The 21247-nt window shown below is 52.3% G+C and carries 19 protein-coding genes; 8 read left to right on the top strand and 11 right to left on the bottom strand.

The genetic code is table 11. The annotated features are described in order from the left end of the window. Positions 1 to 97: 97 nt before the first annotated feature. The gene (locus C7W93_RS07420; protein WP_161539895.1) at positions 98 to 790 is read left to right on the top strand and encodes a M24 family metallopeptidase; all 693 of its coding nucleotides are present in this window, start codon (positions 98 to 100) and stop codon (positions 788 to 790) included. A 20-nt stretch (positions 791 to 810) separates the two neighbouring features. Here C7W93_RS07420 and C7W93_RS07415 read toward each other — a convergent pair whose 3' ends face one another. From C7W93_RS07415 to C7W93_RS07365, 11 genes are all read right to left on the bottom strand, one after another. Then, entirely contained in the window at positions 811 to 1206 is a 396-nt protein-coding gene (locus C7W93_RS07415) for a ferredoxin family protein (protein WP_108439448.1), read from the bottom strand. Beyond that, positions 1203 to 2849, bottom strand: a complete 1647-nt coding sequence (locus C7W93_RS07410) for an FAD-binding protein (RefSeq protein WP_108439447.1) — start codon at positions 2847 to 2849, stop codon at positions 1203 to 1205. Before C7W93_RS07410 ends, C7W93_RS07415 begins: the two co-directional genes overlap by 4 nt. Next, positions 2850 to 3545, bottom strand: a complete 696-nt coding sequence (locus C7W93_RS07405) for a peroxiredoxin-like family protein (protein ID WP_108439446.1) — start codon at positions 3543 to 3545, stop codon at positions 2850 to 2852. It abuts the gene before it with no gap. A gap of 25 nt (positions 3546 to 3570) precedes the next feature. Continuing rightward, positions 3571 to 4902 carry an LLM class flavin-dependent oxidoreductase gene (locus C7W93_RS07400; RefSeq protein ID WP_108439445.1) on the bottom strand — a complete coding sequence of 444 codons (1332 nt, stop codon included), beginning with the start codon at positions 4900 to 4902 and terminating at the stop codon, positions 3571 to 3573. A 56-nt stretch (positions 4903 to 4958) separates the two neighbouring features. Further along, positions 4959 to 5396 (bottom strand): cytochrome c, encoded by a 438-nt coding sequence (locus C7W93_RS07395; protein ID WP_108439444.1) that lies wholly within the window; start codon positions 5394 to 5396, stop codon positions 4959 to 4961. A gap of 34 nt (positions 5397 to 5430) precedes the next feature. After that, positions 5431 to 7041, bottom strand: coding sequence for a flavin monoamine oxidase family protein (locus tag C7W93_RS07390; RefSeq protein WP_225869770.1), 1611 nt, complete (start codon positions 7039 to 7041; stop codon positions 5431 to 5433). 91 nt (positions 7042 to 7132) lie between these two features. Next, positions 7133 to 9589: a TonB-dependent siderophore receptor gene (locus C7W93_RS07385; protein WP_108439443.1), complete on the bottom strand. Its 2457-nt coding sequence runs from the start codon at positions 9587 to 9589 to the stop codon at positions 7133 to 7135. 489 nt (positions 9590 to 10078) lie between these two features. Beyond that, a complete protein-coding gene (locus C7W93_RS07380) occupies positions 10079 to 10606 on the bottom strand; it encodes a RidA family protein (protein ID WP_225869769.1) in 528 nt (175 codons plus the stop codon). 34 nt (positions 10607 to 10640) lie between these two features. Continuing rightward, entirely contained in the window at positions 10641 to 11669 is a 1029-nt protein-coding gene (locus tag C7W93_RS07375) for an ABC transporter substrate-binding protein (protein ID WP_108439442.1), read from the bottom strand. 85 nt (positions 11670 to 11754) lie between these two features. Continuing rightward, positions 11755 to 12711 (bottom strand): D-isomer specific 2-hydroxyacid dehydrogenase family protein, encoded by a 957-nt coding sequence (locus C7W93_RS07370; RefSeq protein ID WP_108439441.1) that lies wholly within the window; start codon positions 12709 to 12711, stop codon positions 11755 to 11757. Positions 12712 to 12727: 16 nt separating this feature from the next. Further along, positions 12728 to 14017, bottom strand: coding sequence for an acyl-CoA dehydrogenase family protein (locus C7W93_RS07365; protein WP_108439440.1), 1290 nt, complete (start codon positions 14015 to 14017; stop codon positions 12728 to 12730). Positions 14018 to 14964: 947 nt separating this feature from the next. Here C7W93_RS07365 and C7W93_RS07360 point away from each other — a divergent pair. The 7 genes from C7W93_RS07360 to C7W93_RS07330 all read left to right on the top strand — a co-directional run bounded on the left by C7W93_RS07360 (position 14965) and on the right by C7W93_RS07330 (position 21111). Beyond that, a complete protein-coding gene (locus C7W93_RS07360) occupies positions 14965 to 15762 on the top strand; it encodes an ABC transporter permease (protein ID WP_225869768.1) in 798 nt (265 codons plus the stop codon). A gap of 2 nt (positions 15763 to 15764) precedes the next feature. Further along, a complete protein-coding gene (locus C7W93_RS07355) occupies positions 15765 to 16736 on the top strand; it encodes an ABC transporter ATP-binding protein (RefSeq protein ID WP_108439438.1) in 972 nt (323 codons plus the stop codon). A 109-nt stretch (positions 16737 to 16845) separates the two neighbouring features. Next, complete coding sequence (locus C7W93_RS07350; protein WP_108439437.1) at positions 16846 to 17982, top strand: LLM class flavin-dependent oxidoreductase; 1137 nt, start codon at positions 16846 to 16848, stop codon at positions 17980 to 17982. A gap of 85 nt (positions 17983 to 18067) precedes the next feature. Beyond that, complete coding sequence (locus C7W93_RS07345; protein WP_108439436.1) at positions 18068 to 18943, top strand: class II aldolase/adducin family protein; 876 nt, start codon at positions 18068 to 18070, stop codon at positions 18941 to 18943. A 31-nt stretch (positions 18944 to 18974) separates the two neighbouring features. Next, on the top strand, positions 18975 to 19724 hold the full coding sequence (locus C7W93_RS07340; protein WP_108439435.1) for a TonB family protein: 750 nt from the start codon (positions 18975 to 18977) through the stop codon (positions 19722 to 19724). Between the two features lie 153 nt (positions 19725 to 19877). Beyond that, entirely contained in the window at positions 19878 to 20684 is an 807-nt protein-coding gene (gene tolQ, locus C7W93_RS07335; protein ID WP_108439434.1) for a protein TolQ, read from the top strand. Position 20685: 1 nt separating this feature from the next. Beyond that, positions 20686 to 21111 (top strand): biopolymer transporter ExbD, encoded by a 426-nt coding sequence (locus C7W93_RS07330; RefSeq protein WP_108439433.1) that lies wholly within the window; start codon positions 20686 to 20688, stop codon positions 21109 to 21111. The last annotated feature ends 136 nt before the right edge of the window (positions 21112 to 21247 follow it).

Genomic DNA, 21247 nt, shown 5'->3' with positions numbered 1-21247 from the left:
CTGATACTGGATCGGGATTCCTGAGCAAAGGTTGTTGCACTGATTAATGCTCAGGAATAGTCCTAGTTAGCAAGATGAACATTAGATGGAATTTTGCATGATATTTGCGGAATTGAAGCACTATCAAAAAGTACAGGATGCTGCCCGCACCACGCTGGAGAGTATTACTGCGTTCATTCAAACTGGCAGCACCGAGGCTGAGCTGGTCAAAAAGTGTGACGAATTGCAGCGTCATGCGGGTGTCGACGGTTATTGGTACAAATCTCTGCCAGCCCTGGTCCTGGTGGGGGATCGCACCACGCTGGCGATTTCTCGCACGCCCTATGTTCCCGGCGACACACCGATTCAAGAAAACGATTTGGTCACCATCGACCTGAATCCGTCCATCGCTGGCTATTGTGGCGATTGTGCGCGCAGCTACTACGTTGAAGGCGGTGTGGCGCGACGTTTTCCACAGAGTCATAAGGATTTTCTTGCCGGTGCGCAGGCTGAAATCCATTTGCACGCAAAATTAATGCAAGTTGCGCATCCAGAGATGACCTTTAACGATCTGTATTACATCATCCGCGACGAATGCGATTGCCTTGGCGTCGAACCTTTGGATTATCTCGGTCATGGCGTGCAAAAAGATATGCAACATCTGGCGTTTATTACGCCGGATGAAAGCCTGACGCTGGGCGAAGCGGGGTTGTTTACGCTAGAACCGCAAATCCGTCTGAAAGGGGGGAAATACGGATTCAAGCATGAAAATATCTATTATTTCAAGGAAGGTCGTTTGCATGAGTTGTAGTTTTTTATCGCGGGATAATTTTATATAGACACGCCAGCTTTGTCGGTGGGCGCATCTAGTTTAGGGCTCGCGGCGATATCTCGTGCGCGCATGAAAACGTGATCCATGCGCCAGTGCTGGTTGCGATATTGTGGATCTTTACTCCATTCATCCCAACCTGAGTCGCGTCGAAACTGGCCCAATAATCCAGACGCCTTAATCTGCGCTTCATCGACCGCGACTGCGCTTTCACAATCCGGTCCTACATACAGCGCGTCTGCGGCGCAGTACAACTCGCACATGAAGCAGGTCTGGCAGTCGCTTTGGCGTGCGATAGCCGGAGGTTTTCCAGGCACCAATTCAAATACATTACTGGGACACACTTGCACACAGCTATTGCATTGCGTGCAGCGGTCAGCGATGACGAGTTCTATCATGCGACGCTTTCTTTCATGTCGGTTTGGGTAGACGCATGCGTCCGAGGATCGGCAGCAGTCCACACTTTATCCAGCCCGCCGGTCAGCAAGCGATAGTCGTACTGCGCATCTTGCGCCGGAGTATCGCTGCGTTGATGCATGCCACGGCTTTCACGGCGTGCCTGTGCTGCGCGATAACACCAACGTGCCGATGCGGTCAGCGCCGCGCTTTCACGGATTGCCAGCGCTGCGTTGCTAGAAGGCTGCGCGTGTGCGTGATTGCGGATTTCAATCCAGATACTATCCAGTGCCTGGAGCGATTTTTCCAGACCAATTCCGCTGCGGAAAAGATTTTTATCAAGCGGCAACATTTCGCGCTGGACAGCAGCAATCACTGCACGGCTATCAATCCTGGCGACTTCTCGCAGCGGTCTTAAGCCAGCCTCGCCACAGGCTTTTACCGGCGTGTTGATTCTGCGACCATTTTTGCGCGCAAGCGCCGCAGCGCCTTGTCCGGCCCATAGCCCGGAAGATAGGGCCCATGCTGAATTTTGTGCGCCGCCGCCAGACGTTGCGCCTGCGATCAATTCACGCGTGGCGGCATCGCCCGCAGCAAATAAGCCGCGCACGGAAGTCTGGCAACTTTCGTCAATCACGCGCAAGCCGCCGGAGCCGCGCACAGTGCCTTCGCCGCGTAGCGTGACTTCAAATCGGTCACGATAAGGATCGATGCCGCTGCGCACAAAAGGTAACATCACGTTTGGGCTGATTTGCGGTAATTGCGCCTGAATGTCTAAAGGGGTTTTGTCCAACGTACAAAATACCGCTCCTTTTAGCAATGCCCGTGCCAGACCATCGTTCATCTGCGGTCCGGGCGCGATCGCTAATTCACGATTATCGCTATCGAAATAGCGCGCAAATGCGTAGGACATTGAACGCGTCATCGTCGTCTTTGCCTGTGCCACGGTGTAATAATTTGAGAATTCCATGCCCGACAATTGCGCACCGGCTTCTGCTGCCATCAGATAGCCATCGCCGGTGTTGGTATGCGCGCCCAACAAGTGTGAGCGGAAAGCGCAACCGCCGGTTGCCATGACGATAGCGGCGGCGCGTATCGTCCATGCCTGATTCAGTTGTCGCCGTATCCCACTAGCACCGGCAACCGCACCATCGTCGTGTAATAGCAACTCTAATGCCGGGCTGTGATCCAGAATAGTCACGCCCAAATCCTGCACCAGATTGCGTAAAGCACGCAAGTATTCGGGACCGCGCAATGCACGGTATTGGGTCACTCCTTTGTCATCCACAGGGAATTGATAATACGCGGCCAGCGTTGGCAAGGTGCGCCAGGTTTGATCGATGATCCTTGCCATCCAGTGCGGATCAGCCAAACCGCCGCTGAGCGCATGGCGGCGTTGAATCGCCTGCTCACGCAAGTCGCCATCTGGCGGCACCCACCAATGACCGGGACCCGCAGTCGCGGTGACGCCGCTGGTGCCAAAATAACCTTTGTCTACCAAGATCACCGAAGCACCAGCGCGGGCCGCGCCGATTGCGGCCCAACCCGCCGATAAGCCTCCGCCAATAATCAGCACATCACAATCTAATCGCAAAGGGGAAGCGCCGCCAGCGCTGACCGGATTGTGCGCAGACGGCCCGCCCATTTAGTGTGCCACCGCTGGTTGTTCGTGCGCACCAATCTGCCGCACGGCGTTCAAAATCACATCCGCTTCGGTACGTACCAGCCAGTCAGGAGAAACGTCTATAAAACGTACTGCGCGCTCCTGATCAATGACCAGCACGGTTGGCATCGGCAACTCCCAGGTTCCGGTGCCGACCACTTCGCCGATCGTTTTGCCGCTGGCGATACTGGCATCCCGCGCGGCTTGACTGTAGCTATATAAGATACCGAGTTTGCGGGCTAGTGCGTTATCAATATCGGAGGCGACCTTAAAGTCAAAGTTGTGACGCACTTTGATATCGATCAAGCGGTCAGACACTTGCGGGCTGACCGCTATCAGTGTCGCGCCCAGTTTTTGTAATTCTGGCGCTAAGTTGCGCTGGTAATAGGGCAGGGCGATATTGCAGGCAGGGCAACCGGCGAAGCGGAAAAAAATCAATACTGCCGGACCGTCTGCGACCAGTTGATCGAGCGAGATTGCGCCGTCGTTAACTTCATGCAGACTAAAGGATGAAAGTACATCGCCTACCTTTGGATAGCGCGTAACGTCTGCGGTATTCACCAGCAGTTGGCGTTGATCGATGTTGATTTGAAGGGCTTTTGGATCGTACGTGGCAATGCGGTGCGCATGCAGATCGGTAAGCAGTTTATGCAGAGATTCTTTGCTGGTGTCAGACATAAATAATCCTGTTGAATGTTGAAATTTAGGCGGTTACCCGGCTGGCTTTTGTATAGCGATTTTCTGGCACTTCCAGACCAAGATGGCCGCGCAATGTCGCGTGGGTATAGTCTTTGCGATAGATTCCTCGCTCCTGCAAAATCGGCACGACCAGATCAACGAAGGCATCCAGTTGAAACGGCAAGGTTTCCACCAGGATGAAGCCATCTGCGGCACCGTTTTCAAACCACCGTTGAATCGATGTTGCAACATGCTCGGCAGTGCCGACAAATTCACGACGCGGGCTAACCAGACGTAATGCGACTTGACGCACGCTGAGATTTTCGCTGGCAGCCAAAGCGGTCAGACGTTCAGAGGTGCTGCGATTGCTGTTATGACCGAATTCAGCCACGTCTGGAAATGGCCCATCCAACGGATAAACTGAAAAATCATGATCGTTAAACGCACGTCCCAACATCGGCAGCGCATCTTCGATTCTGATCAATGCCAACGCTTCTGCAAATTTCTCCTCTGCTTCTTCTGCAGTGGCCGCGACAATAGTACGCAGGCCGGGAAAGACGCCGGTGCGGTCAGCATCGCGCCCGAAAGCAGTGGCGCGTGCCTTGATGTCTTTGATGTATTCCTGACTTGATTCGAACGAGTCCGATGCGGTAAAAAATGCATCAGCATGACGCGCAGAGAAATTGCGTCCCTCTTCCGATGCACCAGCCTGAAAAATCACTGGCTGGCCTTGTTGCGAGCGGCTGATGTTCAGCGGTCCACGCACTGAAAAGAATTCTCCCTGATGATTCAGGGCATGCAATTTTTGAGGGTTAAAGAATTGTCCTTGTTCCTTATCATGGGTCAGTGCATCGTCTTCCCACGAGTCCCACAGACCCTGCACACTTTGCAAATGTTCGGCCGCGATCCGATAGCGTACTTCGTGCGGCGGATGTTGCGGTTTGCCATAGTTTTCGGCGCTTCCCGACAACCAGGAAGTCACTACATTCCAGCCAGCGCGACCACGGCTGATGTGATCCAGCGACGCGAACTGACGCGCCACCGTATATGGTTCGCTATAGCTCACGGTCAATGTGCCGACCAAGCCAATGCGCGATGTCACCGCTGCGAGCGCCGATAGAATTGTTAACGGTTCAAAACGATTCAAATAGTGCGGGCTGGATTTTTCGGTAATGTGGACACTGTCGGCGACGAATAGAAAATCGAATTTTCCAGCTTCTGCTAACAAGGCCTGACGCTTATAAAAATCGATATCGATACTCGCGCCCGGATGGGCATCCGGATGCCGCCAGTCGCCCCACCCGGGGCCGACGCCGTGCAACATGAAACCGAGTTTAAGTTGTTTTGGTGTTGTCATGAAATCTCCTGATATTCTGTTAAAAAATAGGGTAAAAAGATGTAGTCATATATCTATCAGCGCAACTTTTTTACCTCTTCAGCGCTGATCGGATCGTTGTATTGATTACCCAAATGCGTGCGGGTGTAATTGACCACCTCTGCAATCTGCGTATCGCTCATATATTTGCCAAAACTGGGCATCCCATCGCGACCATGCAGCACGGTGTATGCCGGATAAACGGGACTTGCCAATCGCGGATTGTTTGCCAGCGGCGGAAAGTGTCCAGCGCCGCTTGCGCCTTCTCCCTTCGCCATATGGCAGCCCTGACAACTGGCGCGATACAGGCTTTCACCGTCTTGCTGAACGAAGCGCCAGCCTTCGGATAAGGTCACGCTGGGCGCATCGCTGGCCGCCCTTGTCAGGGTCGGGACTAGCGCTATTCCGATTGCGCAGACAGTGATGATTTGCCGCAGAAATAGCGCGGTTTTATATGGTTTCATTGATAAATTCATGTTTTCTCCGGACGTTATCAATAGTTTGATAACCTCAAGCCTTTGATGTAATACGTGCATGCAGGCGGGTAATCGCATCGTGCGCCGACAGCACAGCGCCTTCTTGCCATGCGGGGATGTACGAAGCATGTTCTCCGGCAAGGGCGATACGACCGTCGATCTGGCACAAATTCTTATAGTGTTTGGCCCGCAATTCATCGGTCCATGTACCAAAGCAGCCTTGGGTGTAGGGTACGCGTGCCCAGCTGACAGCAACGCCGTTATCGAACTCCGGCAAATACTGTGGATGAATTTGTGCACCTTGTTGCAGCGCTAATTGCACCCGTTGCTGTGGTGTGACTGCGCCGAATTCGTAGGCGTTCGGGCCCCAGATATACGCGCCCAGTACGACGCCTTTGCCGGGATGCCCGTAACCGGTAGACGGATAGCTGATATTTGAAATCGGGAGATCGGTATAGCTGATGCCGCCGTAGATATGCTCATCCTGTTCCCAGAAGCGGCGCTTGAATTGCAGGCCAACTTTCACCGACGATTCATACGGCACGGCTTGGATCGCTTCTTGTAACGACGGACCGACGGTGATATCGATTTCACTTAAGATAGACAGGGGTATCGTGCACAGCAGCCAGTCGCCTTTGACCTGCTGCGGAGTGCCTTTGCCAGAGGCATCGACATACGTCACGCTGACACCGTTTTCGTTCTGGTCAATCTTGGTGACCTTGGCATTAAATTGCACCAGATCGGCGACTTGACGGTAAAGCGCCTGAGCAATCTGATCCATGCCGCCGACTGGCTGAAAAATTGAACTCTGAAATTCCTGGCCATTTCCTGCGGACAACTTTTGCCATAAATCCGACTGTAAAAGCTCATTCAATTTCAGCGGTTTGGAGGGAACGGCTTCGGGCATTAAACCACCGCCATGATCGACGTCATAGCCGCGTCGTTCGCTGGTCAGATCGCTGGACAGATAGCGATAGTCTTTATCCAGTGCGCCCCAGCTTTTCAGGGAGGCCAGCAATTTTTCCTGATCTTCACGCGTTAACGGCGCATCCAATTGACCTTTGTTGACGGATTTGCTCAGCAATTCTGCGACGTAACCCTGATAGTCGGTTTGCACTTCTCGATAGCGTTGTGGCTTGCCGCCATAGGCTTTTTTGGAGTGAATATAGGCGTTGTAATTCACCTGAATAAACGGTTCCAGCGGTACGTTAAGGCGCTTGGCATAATCCAATATGCCGTGATGATTGTAGGGAATACGCCATGGGCCGGGATTGATATACAGTCCCTTATCGAATTCGCAGTGCTGCGTTGCGCCGCCCAGTTCGGTGTATTTGTCGCCCCCGCGTATGGTCCAGGCGCGGCCGCCAGCGCGCTTGTTATATTCCAGTACTTTGACTTTATAGCCCGCGTTGCGCAGTTCGTACGCCGCCACCAAACCGGCAATGCCTGCGCCAAGTACCAGAATCGTGGTGTTTTTGGGCGCGCCTTGTAGTTTTAGCGGACCGGCATAATTAGAGGTCGCGGCGAAGCCCAGAGTACTCATGGCCTGATACATCGCCGCCCCGCCTGCGGCCTTGCCGACCAGCGACAGCAACTGGCGACGGCTCATGATGTTTCGGTTGTTTTTTGTTGCGCTGGTAGTCATTCTGATATTCCAGTGGGAGCAAAATAATGTCGTGAACGCAGGACTGACTTGCTAAGAAGTCAGTCCTGCTGCTAGCGCTATAAGCGTTGACTTAGAAGGTGTAATTGGCCCTCAGGTAGTAATAGCCGCCGTTAATCCCGATTTGAGATGCGCTGGGGTCGTATTGATAGACGCCCAGATACTGATTAATTGCAGGCAATTTGGTGGGGTAAACGTTGAACAGATTGTTTGCGCCGACTGCCACCTGAAACTTCTTGGTAAATGCATAGCGCACTTCCAGATCGGTGATGAATTTCGGCGCGTTTTCAACATGGTTGAACTGGGTCGATGAAAACGCATTTGGGCCAGAGTAATAAGTCGCTTCAACGGCAGTTTTTCCGTAACGCGTTTCATGCAGGCTGACACCCCATTTATCGTTGGTCCATACGCCGCCGACGATGATTTTGTTCTTGGGCGTTGATGTCGTCAGATAACCGATTTGTTGCGCATTTAAAAGCGTCCTGCCGTTCGCATCGGTGCCGGTGTGCGTGACTTTGCTGGTATTAATGTTGGCACCAAGATCCCAGTCGATGCGACCCCATTCCTTCAGATTGGTTTTGTAGGTGGCGACGATGTCCAGACCCTGAGTTTTGGTATCCGCGCCATTGGTGAAATAGTTCGCACTGACAGCCGACAAGCCCGGCGGCAAGCTGATGCTGGCCGCAGTAAGAGCGTCGATGGCGGTTTGACCGGTATAGGTGCCGCCTTGCACAATGCGGTCCTTAATCGCAATCTGATACGCATCCACGGTCACATTCAGCTTGTCGAAAGGTTGCGCCACGATACCGATATTAAAACTGGTGGATTTTTCCGGTTTCAGTGGCGTTGCCCCCAGATTTTTAGCCGCAGCCGAATTTACAGCCAATTGCCCGGTGGCAGTCGACGGTGAAACCGCCAGACTGGTGTAATACTCTTGCGCCAGCGAAGGTGCGCGAAACCCGGTGCTGACAGTTGCGCGAACAGCCAATCTTGGATCAATTTCATAGCGGGTTGAGAACTTGGCGTTCGTCGTATTACCTGCATCGCTATAGTGCTCAAAGCGTGCCGCCAGATCGACTTCCCAGCGCGGCGTCAGCTTGGTTGAAAAGTCGGTATAAGCGGCTAGCACATCGCGGGTGTGTGAACCGGCGCTGATAGCCGATAGACCCGGCAATGCCTGCGCACCACTACCAAAAGAAGACGCCGGATCGCCCGCGCCGACAACATAGGTTTCTTGCCGATGTTCTGCACCCAGAGAAACGTTCAGCGGTGCGGGTAGAAGCGCCAGTTCAAACGGGCGACCAACGTCGAGATTGTTGGTCCACTGAAAATTTCTATACTGCGCCAAATGGAAACTGGTAGGCGTGCTGCCGGTCGCTGCGAACAAACTGGTATTGGCAGAATCTGTCATGCCGATGCCAACTTCATCGCCGCCGTAGGTTGAACTGATATCCCAACGCCAGCCGCCCAAATGATCGCCTCTGGCACCGCCCGTAAACGCATAATCATTTTCAAGAATAGTCTCGACAGGCGTAAAGCCATTCGGATAAATTTGCGGAAGCGTAGAGGCGAGCCGATTGTTTTGATAGCTACCGCCGGTTCGATGGGCATAGGTGCCAAAACCGTAAAGCTCTACATCGTTGTTGAGAACATATCCGGCATTGAATGCGAACGATTGGCGGTCGATTTCAGGATCGCCCAGCGTAGGATTGCTTTGCCTGCCTGTGCGATTATCGATGCCGCTGCGAATACTATGGTCATGATTGCGGAATTCTGTACTGAAATGGGCAAAGCCTTTATCACCTAGCTCAACTCCGATATCCGCTGCACCGCCAAATGTCTGGCCATCGCCTTTGTAGTATTGCCCTGCGTTGGTGCTCACCGATCCGCCACGGCTGGAAGACTTCAGAATAATGTTAATTACCCCGGCAATCGCATCCGAGCCATATTGCGCAGCAGCGCCATCGCGCAACACTTCAATATGATCGATTGCACTGACCGGAATTAAATCGATGTCGACCGGTGTAGAACCTTGCTGCGGCCCTGCATCGGCTGAAATATTCGCCGATGTATGACGACGTTTGCCATTAACCAATACCAAGACATGATTCGGACTCAGACCGCGTAATGTCAGTGCGCTGGTAAGGTTGGCAGCATCGCCAGCCATTGCCTGACGCGCTACGGAGGGAACCAGTTTGACCAATGCATCGCGCAAGTCTGTTTGTCCGGTTGCCTGCAAATCAGTACCGCTGATGACATCAATCGGACTTAAACTTTCGCTTGCCGATCGTTGCGTGTCGCGGGTCCCGGTGGTCACGACAACGTCTTGCACGTTTCCTATATTTGCAGGATTTTTTGTCTCTGGCGCGCCATTGGTCGTTTGTGAAAATGCTGGTGACGATGCAAACAAGATGGCAATCGCCATCGATAGCTGAGTGACGTTGCCTTTAGTGAAGCGTGGTTTAAGAAGACTGTTGCGATTGTTGTGAATGCTACGACTACGTATGCGCGTATTTTTTCTACTGCCCATGTTAACTACTCTCCCAAGTAACGTTTTTAAGTGAACATAAAATGTGATGCATCCGCCTGACTGATCATTGTTTCTTTTGATCAGATTTGGAGGCCGGTACGCATGTCATCGGGATCGCGAGCTTTACGCAACGCAGGTGCAAATTTCGCAGTGCACTGTTGTCAGCGCCGGTCGCGTTTTGCACGTTCTATTTCCCTCGAACTGCTATCGATTAATAAATAGTACACAGCAAATATTAATAAATAAACGTACTTATTGTTCTATCGAAATATGCAAAATGAGCATTAAGAAATTTGCTAAAAATAGTCGTTGAATAGCCTGGAATAATGCGAAATAGGGCGTTTTACTATTTATATTCTTATGATTAAACGTTGAGACTTATTAAGTCCGTTGCGTTTACGCGACAGATATTTCTATCCATAAAAAAAGGCGGATCGCATTTTTATATGCGCCGCCTTCATCCATTTTTGTCAGCAATATTGGCCGTTGTCAGCGTACCTTTGCCGCTGTCGCTTCGATTTCAACTAGCGCGCCCGGTAAGGCCAAACCGGCTATTTGAAATGCAGAACGCACCGGTTTATTTGGTTGTTCTTTGGTTGCGAAAAATTTTACGTAGCCGGATTGAAATCCTGCAAAATCCAGCTTGCCTTCTTTACGTGGATCACCGACTAAAAAGACTTTCAATTGGATGATATCGCCCAGTGTTAATCCCTGACTTGCCAGTGCCGCTGAGATCTTATGGAAAATCGAGATCGTCTGCGTTTCTGTATCGCCAAACGCTTCTAGCGATCCTTTTGGTGCGGCCGGGTTGCTGACGTCTGGCAAGATGCCGCTTAAATAGATGGTGCTTGCGTTAGGCGGAACGACGACCGCTTGCAGGATTGGGAAATCTGAATTCGGCAATGGAATGCGCTTGATTTCCTGTGCATGCGCCATGCTGGCGACTAAAAATAAACTGCCGAATGCCAGGCGTACGGCGAGATTTTTTCCTGAACCAAACATCTTATTTTTTTTCATCTGACTCTTTCTTTACGTTAAAAAAATGCAATTTTTAAACTAACGCGCTACTGAAACTACGGTCCCATAAGCCGCTAACGTCAATTCGACGGTCAATCACTTTGTGCTCTGTAAAGGTATCGGCGATCTTTTGTTGTGAGCGAACGGCGGCATCATCGATGGCGATCAACTTGAACGGTTGGCTTTGTTGTTTAAGTTGCGCATCAAACAGCCATTTTGGTAAGCCGGTGGTCTTCGCAAGTCCTCCTGCATAGGCATCGTGGTTGCGATTAATCCAGTCATATACTTTACGTTCACGTTGCAGGTAATCGGCGATGGCTGCGTGTCGAACCGGATCAGCGATGGCTTTTGTGTGCGCCGCATAAAGGTAATTGCCGGACAGATAACCAAGGCCGGTTTTTACGATATGTGCACCTTGTTTTAGCACTAATTGAATCATCGGTCCGTAAATAACCCATGCGTCCAGTTGACCGCTTTGAAATGCGGCAAGGCCATCTTGCGGGGACAAGCTGATGGGCTTGATATCTGCAAAGCTGAGACCTTTTTCCTGTAGATATCGCAACAATAAATAATGCGAAGTGGTGGAGCGCACATAGCCGACGCGCAGCCCTTTTAGTTCGGCAACGTCGCGAATTTTCGATTTCTCTGGCACTAACAATGTCTGATTGTTGACATCGCCTTGTAATATCGCGATCAGTTTCAGCGGCGCACCGCTTTGGACTGAAAAAATCGGTGGGATTTCGCTCATCGTGCCGAGATCGATAGAGCCGCCATTGATCGCTTCAACGATTAAATTACCACCCGAAAATTCGGCATATTCGACGCGATAGGGCGTGTTATCGACGCCGATAACTTTATGGAATTGTCTGGCATCGCCCTTATAAGTGGCGACCCGTAACAGCGTATCGCGGGTTAATGGCGCGGCCAGCGCGTTGCTGGCACCACCGCTCAGACCCAAGCCTATGGCGGCACTGGACCCTAGTGCCGTTTGTAAAAACCGACGCCGACTAAAAGGCGCGCCAGTCGTTGCATCACTATTGTTAGTCGAACCAAAGTCACTCATCTTTATCCTTTGTATAAAAGTAGATCACGCAGATCCACCGAAAATGGTAGGTGTTGTCTATGCAAAAATAGAGGAATTGCGCAGATCAATAGCCGCGTGCAAGATCAATCACGTCATGCAAGGGTTGCCCAGCCCGAAACCGTTGCAGATTGCCAAGAAATTTGTCCAGCACCGCTGTCACGATATGGTCGGTGCTGGGTGAAATATGTGGCGATAATCGGACTTGGGGATGACTGTAGAAACGATGTTCGGCCGGCAGCGGTTCCGGCTCTGTCACGTCCAGCGTAGCCAGTCCGATCTGACCGTTATCTAATGCCTCTAGCAGAGCGGCATCGTCGATCAGGCTACCGCGTGCGATGTTGATCAGATGCAGGCCGGGTTTGGCTTGCGCTAATATTTCGCGATTGATGGCATGACGGGTGGCCGTGGTGGCTGGCGCGGCAAGCACCAGATGATCGGAAAGTGCGACCAATTCCGCCAGACTGCTAACGCCTTCGACACCCGCAATCTCGAACGGCGTATCTGAGCGGCGTAAAGCCAGAACGCGTATTCCTAACGCCTGTGCGCGCTGTGCCAACGCACGTCCGATTGAACCGAAACCATACAAGCCCAGCACGCTGCCTTGCACCAACGTCAGAGATTGTCTTCGCCATTCTGTCACATCATTTAGCCAGATGGCGGGGATGCGTTTGCTGGCGCTAAAGATCGCGGCCAGCACATATTCTGCGATGGCATCGGATGCGGTGCCGCGTGCAGAGGTGACGACTGGACCTTGAAACAACCATGCCGGATAGTAATCTATGCCGACGGAGGCCAGTTGGATCCAATCGAGTTTAAACGGCCAGCCTTGTGGGGCAGAGGGCAGGGCGGGGGCGGTGCTGGCGGCTCCGCTACGGAACGGTAAGGCGAACAGGACATTGGCGTCCGTTGATAGTGCGGTGATGGGGCCGGGCGGCACATCAATGACGCGCAATTGCGCGCGTTCTGCTAACTGCGCATTGATTTTGGCGTCAAATTGGCTGGCGATGACGAGGTCACTCATAATTAAATTGCTCCGATCAGGCGGTATGGACGGTTTTCAGCTGCGGCTGCGGATGGTGTTGGGGAGTTGCTGGTGTAGTTGATTGCGGTGCTGCTGCATGTGTCGGAGGACTTGCCAATGCGGCCCGTCCGGTGCTCACCAGAATCGTGTCGTTTTGTGGTGTATGGATGCGGCTGCATAGCACATTGCGATAGTGACGTTCTAGTGCGTTTTCTCGTGATAAGCCGGGATTGCCGCTGGCGGCGATGGCTTTTTCTACTGCCGCTATGGCTTGCGTGGTGACTAGATATTTGATGCGAGTGCTGTCGCCGGGCCGGATTTCACCGCTGGCATTGCCGGTGAGGTCGCTGGTGACTGCTGCGTTGAGTAGTACGCGATTTGAAAATAGTAGTGCATCGATTTCGCCGACGATTTCCTGAAAGCGCGGCAGGGTTGCCAACGATGCGCCTAGATTGCCGGGGACACGGTTTTGTAGCCATTCGACTAGCCAATCGCGGGCGGCACGCGCCACGCTGTTGTAAATTTCGCCGAGCATGACTGACATCCAGAGGAGTAATTTTGCATCCAGTTCCGGGACTTGGCTGACGGGGGCGACATCGACTGCGTGTGTGATGGGGACTAATACGTTGTCGAAGACGACTTCGTGGCTGCCGGTGGCACGCATGCCGAGGTGGTTCCAGGTTTCGATGATGGTTATGCCGGGGGTGTCGTGGCGGACTAGCCAGGTGCCGACTAATGGTTCGGGGTCGTCGCTGCGGGCCCAGACTGCTAGCCAGGTCAGGCGTGGTGCGCCGGTGGAGTAGATTTTGCTGCCGTTGATGCGCCAGCCTTCGGGGGTGCGTTTGGCGATTGTGCCAGGGAGGCCGCCGCGGGCTGGTGTGCCAAGGTCGGGTTCTACTCTTAATGCGTTGATTAGTGCGCCGTCGCGGGTGGCTTCCAGGGCTACTTGTGTGTATAGGTTTTGTGGCCAGTGGGCTGTGCGGCGGGTTGCTGCGTGCTGGAGGTATTGCATTGTTAGCACTAGGGCGGTGGAGGGGTCGCCGTAGGCTACTGCTGCTATGACTTTGCGGGTTTGGGCTAGATTGGCTTCTAGGCCGCCGTGGGATTTTGGAATGGTTAACGCTAGCAGGCCGTGCTGGTGCAGGCGTTCGAAATTGTGATGGGGGAAGCTGCCGTCGCGGTCGTGGTGCGCGGCAGTTGCGGCGAATTCGGCGCTTAGTTTTGTTAGTAGCTGATCGAATTCTATTGCGTCTAAGTCGATTTCTGAGAGGGATTTTTTTTGTAAGGGGAGGTTGTTGGCTGACATGGGCTTTGATGTAAAGGTACGCAGTTTAATAAAACGGGAGGTATTTTTTTTGCTAGCGGTGTGGGTGAGCGTTCGGCCGAAAATTGTTTTGTTTGGTGGGGTGATTAATAGATGTTTCCCGCCTATTTTCGAGTAACAGCTAAAAAATTCGGCGGCACCCCATGACGGAGTAGGTCGACTTCAACAGCAGCTGCCACTTCAAAAACAACTGCAACGTCAAAGGTTGCTGCGGCTGCAATGTAAAAAAACGCGTCAACTGTGGCTTCGCCTTTACTTCAAAAACAACCGCAACCGCATTTGACGTTGCAGCTGCTGTTGAAGTAGTCGTTGACGTACCCCGTCATATAGCGCTGCCAAATGTTTCAGGGGTTTGACAGAAAACATGTTTGAGCGCAGCGAGTTGGTTTTCGACCCGGCAAACTCTCCACGGAGAATAAACCGTTTCAATTACAACTAAACCAAACCAGCCAATCCCTAAACAAAAAACCGTTAAACAAATATTAAGCCCCCTAATTTCATTAAAAAACGAATTATTTCTTATATTGAAATATGGAAATTGAGCATAATAATTTTCACAAATATTCAAATAGCCATCCAAATTCACAACAAAAGAAGCTTGATATGTAGATGAGTGAAATAGCCAAGGTTTTGTATTTGGTCATCCTTTACATCCATGTATAGCGTGCTCCACATAGCTACCATCGCCCTAACAGCCTCAACATATTTCATAAAGATCATATTTGAATATGAGAAATAATTCGTTTTAACATAATATTTCGACGCTTAATATCTATCCAACAATCTGACGTTCCGATCCTAAAGAAAAGGCCCTGAACATTTTTCAAGATTGAAAGACTATTTAACGGGTAAGCAGGCATATGTCGATTTCGTCCAGTACATCAATTTCACCACCAGCTCTCCCCAGGACGAGCTCAGAAAAGAAACCCTTGCCGGCACTTTTATATGTCCGCCAGTTTCTGCGTCTCCTATCGCCACTAATAACCCGGGCAATCAGCCCGCTAGTATTGCTATCACTCTGGGAGCTAGCCTCCCGCGTAGGGATAATCCCAGAACGCATACTTGCCGCGCCATCGCAAATCATCGGCACATTTAGCGACATGGTCGCCTCCGGGGAAATGGGCGGGAATTTACTTGTATCGCTCGGCCGTGTTCTCACAGGCCTATCAATTTCTTTGTCTTTAGGCACCGTACTGGCATTAATTTCCGGGTTATCACGGCGTGGTGAAGTGATCGTTGATTCGCCTATGCAAATGGTGAGAACGCTACCATTTCTGGGGCTAGTCCCACTATTTATCCTCTGGTTCGGCATCGGCGAAGTCACAAAGATTGCGCTCATTACCTTTGCCACAGTGTTCCCCATGTACCTGACGCTATACAGCGGTATCCGCAGCATCGACGCCAAACTAATTGAAGCCGGGCGCTTGTTTGGTCTTGGTAATGCTGGCTTGATCTGGCACGTCATTCTGCCGGGATCGCTGCCATCGTTTCTGTTAGGGCTGCGTTATGCGCTAGGAATCAGCTGGTTATCGTTAGTCGCCGTCGAGCAAATCAATGCCACTGCCGGACTCGGCTATCTGATCAATAATGCACGCGATTTTATGCGTACTGATGTGATTGTTGTCTGCTTGCTTGTGTATAGCCTGCTGGGATTGTTTACCGATATGTTGGTGCGTACCGTCGAGCATTTTGCTTTGGCATGGCGTCCTTCTTTCATCAAGGATTAACCATGGCAGCAGTCAAATCTTTATTGCAAGCGAGTGCATTGCCGCGGGATGCTGAATATACCGTCGCTCAGCCAATCGTCCCGACGCCGACGCCGACGCCGACGCCAAAATTTCCAGACGGCGGACATGATGCGGTGCGCACCCGTCAACTGGTTAAACGCTTTGGCGATATCACCATTCTAGACAATCTTCACCTGGATATTCGTGCTGGCGAATTCGTCGCATTACTAGGGCGCAGCGGTTCCGGCAAGACCACATTGCTACGTGCATTGGCAGGTCTGGATAAGATCAGTTCCGGCGAGTTGGTCGTGCCTGAAGCGCACGCCGCCGTGTTTCAGGAGCCACGTCTGATGCCTTGGAAACGGGCCTGGCGCAATGTCACGATGGGCTTGCGTATCGATGCAGCGCGTGAGCGGGCACGGGAAGCATTGGCTGAGGTTGGGCTGGCGCACCGTGAAAATGCGTGGCCTGCGACGCTGTCGGGCGGCGAAGCGCAACGCGTGGCGCTGGCCCGTGCTCTGGTGCGTGAACCGCAATTACTGCTGCTGGATGAGCCTTTTGCCGCATTGGATGCGCTGACCCGTATTCGTATGCATCAATTGATTTTGTCGTTATGGCGCAAACATCGCCCTGCAGTGTTGCTGGTAACGCACGACGTTGACGAGGCAGTGTTGCTGGCTGATCGCGTATTGGTATTGGAGGGCGGACGTATTGCCGCTGATATTAAGATTGATCAAGCCCGTCCGCGTACTGCTGAAAACCATGCGTTTCAAAAAATTCGCGCCGAACTGTTGCAATTGCTGGGTGTAGAAATAGATGCGCCCGCCGATGCTGACAGCGATGTACGCACAACCCCTCAGACCATTGGGGCACACGCTAAATCGGGTGGCAGCGCGCTGCATTTGGTGACAACGGACGAAGGGCGGCATGAAGTTCTGCCAAGTCCTTTTAACTTTAGTAATTTTTCGATTTAGACCATGCAAATTTGTTCGCCGTAAAAGAAAAAATAGTCGCGCAGTCGTTGCTGCTGTCGCTTCTTTCGTTTGTATCTCACATTTTATTTAACGCATATTAAGGACTTCTATGAGCATCGAATTTATCGGTATTTCAGCCACCCAGGAATCATCCGAAACACATGTGCCGCACGGCCCAGTCATCGATAAACGTTACGTTGGCGCGATTGCACGTGCGCATGAATATGCAGGCTTTGATCGCGTATTGGTCGCGCACAGCAGCGCCTCTCCAGATGGCTTGCAAACTGCCGCTTACATCGCATCGCAAACTGAACATCTGGGTATTTTGCTGGCCCAGCGCCCGGGCTTTGTTTCCCCAACATTAGCCGCGCGACAATTCGCCACGCTCGACCATTTCAGCGACGGCCGTCTGGCAGTGCATATCATTAGCGGCGGCGACGATACCGAGCAACAACGCGACGGTGATTTTCTTGATCATGATGAACGTTACCAACGCAGCGATGAATATCTGGAGGTCGTGAAGAAGACCTGGACTTCTAACGGTCCTTTCGATCATGACGGTCGTCACTACCGTTTCAAAGGCCAAAACGCTGGAGTGCGGCCATTTCGCAATCAACATTTGCCAATCTATTTCGGTGGCTCTTCTGATGCGGCGATTGAAGTTGCGGGTAAGCACGCTGACGTGTACGCGCTATGGGGTGAGTCATTGGCGCAAGTGAAGGAAACCGTGGACAAGGTCCGGGCTTCTGCCGCACGTCATGGTCGCGCCGATAAGATTCGTTTCAGTTTGTCATTACGCCCGATTTTGGCGGAGACCGAAGCGCTGGCGTGGGAACGTGCGAACCATATTTTGGCAAAAGCGACTGCCAACGTCGGTACTAATCAATTTTTCACCAGCCGTCCGACGCAGCCGAAAAATGTTGGTTCGCAACGCCTGTTGGCTGCCGCAGCGCAGGGTAGCGTTATCGACGATCGTCTATGGACTGGCATCACAGCGCTGACCAAGGCGGCAGGCAATTCCACATCGTTGGTCGGCACGCCGGAGCAAGTGCTGGAGTCATTGCTGAAATATTACGATCTGGGCATCACTACTTTCTTGATTCGTGGATTTGACCCTATTGCAGACGCATTGCAATATGGAAAAGAGTTGATCCCGTTGGTGCGCCGCGCTGTCGCCGAACGCGAAGCTGATGCAGCTAAAAATACTTCTGAGTCTGGCGCGGTGCGTCTGGCACAGGCCGCTTAATCGAACAATCGAACAATCGAACAATCGAACAATCGAACAATCGAACAATCGAACAATCGAACAATCGAACAATCGGACCCTTCCCATGAGCATTTCTCCTCTTCGTAGTTCCGCACTCGCTACGCCACATTTACGTGCGGTCAGTACGGCGGCTAATCCAACCCCGCGTCCATCGATTTATTCGGTGCCACGCGATCCTAGCGGCAATATTATTTTTGCTGAACCGCCGCCGCCACCGACCGTGGAGTTAGCGCGTTTGCATCGTAAGCAGCGACTTGCTGCATCCTTCCGTTTGTTTGCGCGCTATGGTTTTGATATGGGTGGCGCAGGTCATATTACGGCGCGTGATCCTGAAAATCCGGATCACTTTTGGGTGAATCCGGCTGGTGTGTATTTCGGTCATATCCGCGTCTCTGATCTGCTGTTAGTCAGTCACGAAGGCAAAATTATTGAAGGCGATGGCTTGCTGAATCGTGCCGCTTTTGCCATCCATTCAGAGCTACACAAAGCGCGGCCTGACGTGATTGCAGCGGCCCATTCGCACGGGTTGTACGGCAAGGCTTTCTCGGCGCAAGGGCGATTGCTGGATCCGTTGACGCAGGACTCTTGCGCTTTCTATGAAGATCACGCGATTTTTGAAGACTTTAGCGGCGTTGTCCTTGACAGCAGCGAAGGCGAACGCATCGCGCAGGCACTTGGCAAACGTAAAGCCGTGATTCTGCAAAATCATGGTTTTCTGACTGTTGGGGCATCTGTGGAATCGGCTGTATGGCGCTATATCTCGATGGAAAACGCGGCGCAAGCACAGTTGCTGTCGGAGGCTGCAGGACCGACTAAACCGATTGGCCCTGAAGTCGCACGGCATACCGCTTCGCAGATTGGTTCTGATGCCGGGGGCTGGTTCAGTTTTCAGCCGCTGTGGGACGTGGTAACGCGCGAAGAGCCAGACTTGTTTGATTAATTTTCTTGATTAAACGGAGCGTTGAAATCTCATGGCCGTCACGACCTTACCCCATCCGAATACTTTTTTTCTCGAAACGGAGACGGCAGCAAAAAGCTGGTGGAAAAAACTTGGCAACAAGGGAACGTTCGCTTCGCTGGCGGTGCATGCGTTGGCGATTATAGCTGTCTGGAGTTTGTCGCTGCATGTGGCGAACGTGCCACAAGTGCAGCGGCCAATCGAATTGGTGTTGGAAAAAATCGCACCGAAAGAGTTGGTGCCACCGCCACCGAAGCCAGAACCGGTAAAGGAAAAGCCGGTTGCATTGGCGCCGCCGAAACCAGTGTCACGCGCATTACCGACACCTAAAACGATCGCCACTTCGGCCGAAAAAGCTGAGACGTTTACGCCGCCTGCACCGGACCCGACCCCGCAACCGATTGGCCCGGTAACGCCGACGGCCCCCACGCCGCCAGCGCCGCCGGCGCCACCGGCATCGAAGGTTATTTCGACGGAGGGGATTCCGAGCGATTACGTGAACCAAATATATACCCGTATTAATCGTCGGGCAGAGTATCCCCGTGTCGCCAAGATGCGGCACGAAGAAGGCAGAGTGGGCTATAAATTGACGCTTAGCCCGCAAGGAGCCTTGCTGAAGTTTGATATTCAATCGTCCGGCAGTGAAGCGCTGGATGAGGCGGCCAGAGACGCGATCAAGGCGGCTGCACCGTTTCCTAAGCTGCCTGATCTGGGCGGAAGTACCTATCTTTTATCTGGCGCAATCGTTTTTAAAATTACGTAAGCATCGACTAAAAATCGTTCCGGCGGGGTTAACTCCCTTAGCCGCACTTAGCGTACTGCCTTTGTCGGTATGCCTTGCTGGGGTGAGGTTGGGTAAGTCCTGAACGATCAAGCTGAATCAATTATTTAATCATTCGTTTTATTGGAGAAAGTCATGAATCCTACGCAAATCGCAGCACACTTATCACCTTGGGAGCTATTTCTTCAGGCCGATGTGATTGTCAAATCTATCCTGATCGTGCTGGCATTGGCATCGGTCGCCAGTTGGGGTGTGATCATCGAAAAGCTGGTACGTTTCCGGCGCTTGCGCAATAGCGCCGGGGGCTGGCTGAAAGCGGTTGCTGGGGAACGTTCGCTCACCAGATTAGGGGCGGAGTTGAAGCAACAGCCGCAAGATCCGTTTGCCCGTATTTATCACGCCATCGCAGGGGAATGGCATCAGACTCACAAGCAAGATTTGCAAAACAGTGCATCTGGTCGCGATAGTTTGAAAGAGCGGATTAACCGCGTCGGTCAGATCGCCAGTGGTGTGGAAATTGAGAAACTGCAAAAAGGCTTGTCGGTATTGGCAACGGTTGGTTCGGTCGCACCTTTCGTCGGTTTATTTGGTACGGTCTGGGGGATTATGAATGCGTTTCAGGGTATCGCCGCCAGCAACAACACCAGTCTGGCAGTCGTCGCGCCGGGGATTGCCGAAGCCTTATTTGCGACAGCGTTGGGTCTGGTTGCTGCAATTCCGGCAGTGGTGGCCTACAACCGCGCTTCCGGGGATTTGAATAATTACGCGAATCGTCTGGCGACGCTAATCGGTCTGGTCGAGGTGCAATTGTCGCGTCAGCTAGAATCTGGCGAAGCGTTGATCGATAGCGATGCGATCAGCGACAAGGATAAACTCGGCAAGACGATTCCGTTAGATCGTCATGCTCACAAAGCACCGCATTTGGCTGCGCAAGGAGCTTAAGATGGGCGCAAAACTGTCTCAAAACGGTAATGGCTTCCGCGTCGGACCGGTGAGTGATATCAACGTCACGCCGCTGGTAGACGTCATGCTGGTGCTGCTGATTGTATTTATGGTGGCTGCACCGATGATGGCGGCAGGGGTCAAGGTCGATTTACCGACTTCTAACGCCAAACCGCTGGAAGAACCGAAGCCGCCTATCGTGATCAGTATCGATGGCAAAGGCACTGTCTATGTCGATAAAACGGCCGTGACCAAAGATACTTTATTGCCGGTATTGGCGCAGGAGTCCGCTGGCGATAAGGATCGCCGAATACATCTGCGCGGCGATCAAACGCTGGCGTACGGCAAAGTGATTCAGACGATGGGGGAGATCAATGATGCAGGTTACGCCAAGATTGCACTGGTGTCGGAAGCTCCGCAACATTAGTTAGGCAGCCAGAGTGAGGCAGTCATGAATCGATGTGCGGTGTGGCATCGGGCATCACTTTCTGCATCTCAGCGTAGTTGACTGCCACGTCGCTACGCGGAGCCAAATTTCTTGGCGAGTCCTTTCGTGATTCGCT

The organism is Glaciimonas sp. PCH181 (assembly GCF_003056055.1).
GTDB lineage: Bacteria > Pseudomonadota > Gammaproteobacteria > Burkholderiales > Burkholderiaceae_D > Glaciimonas.
The sequence above is the reverse complement of the archived record's forward strand: the minus strand, read 5'-3'. Positions and strand labels throughout refer to the sequence as shown.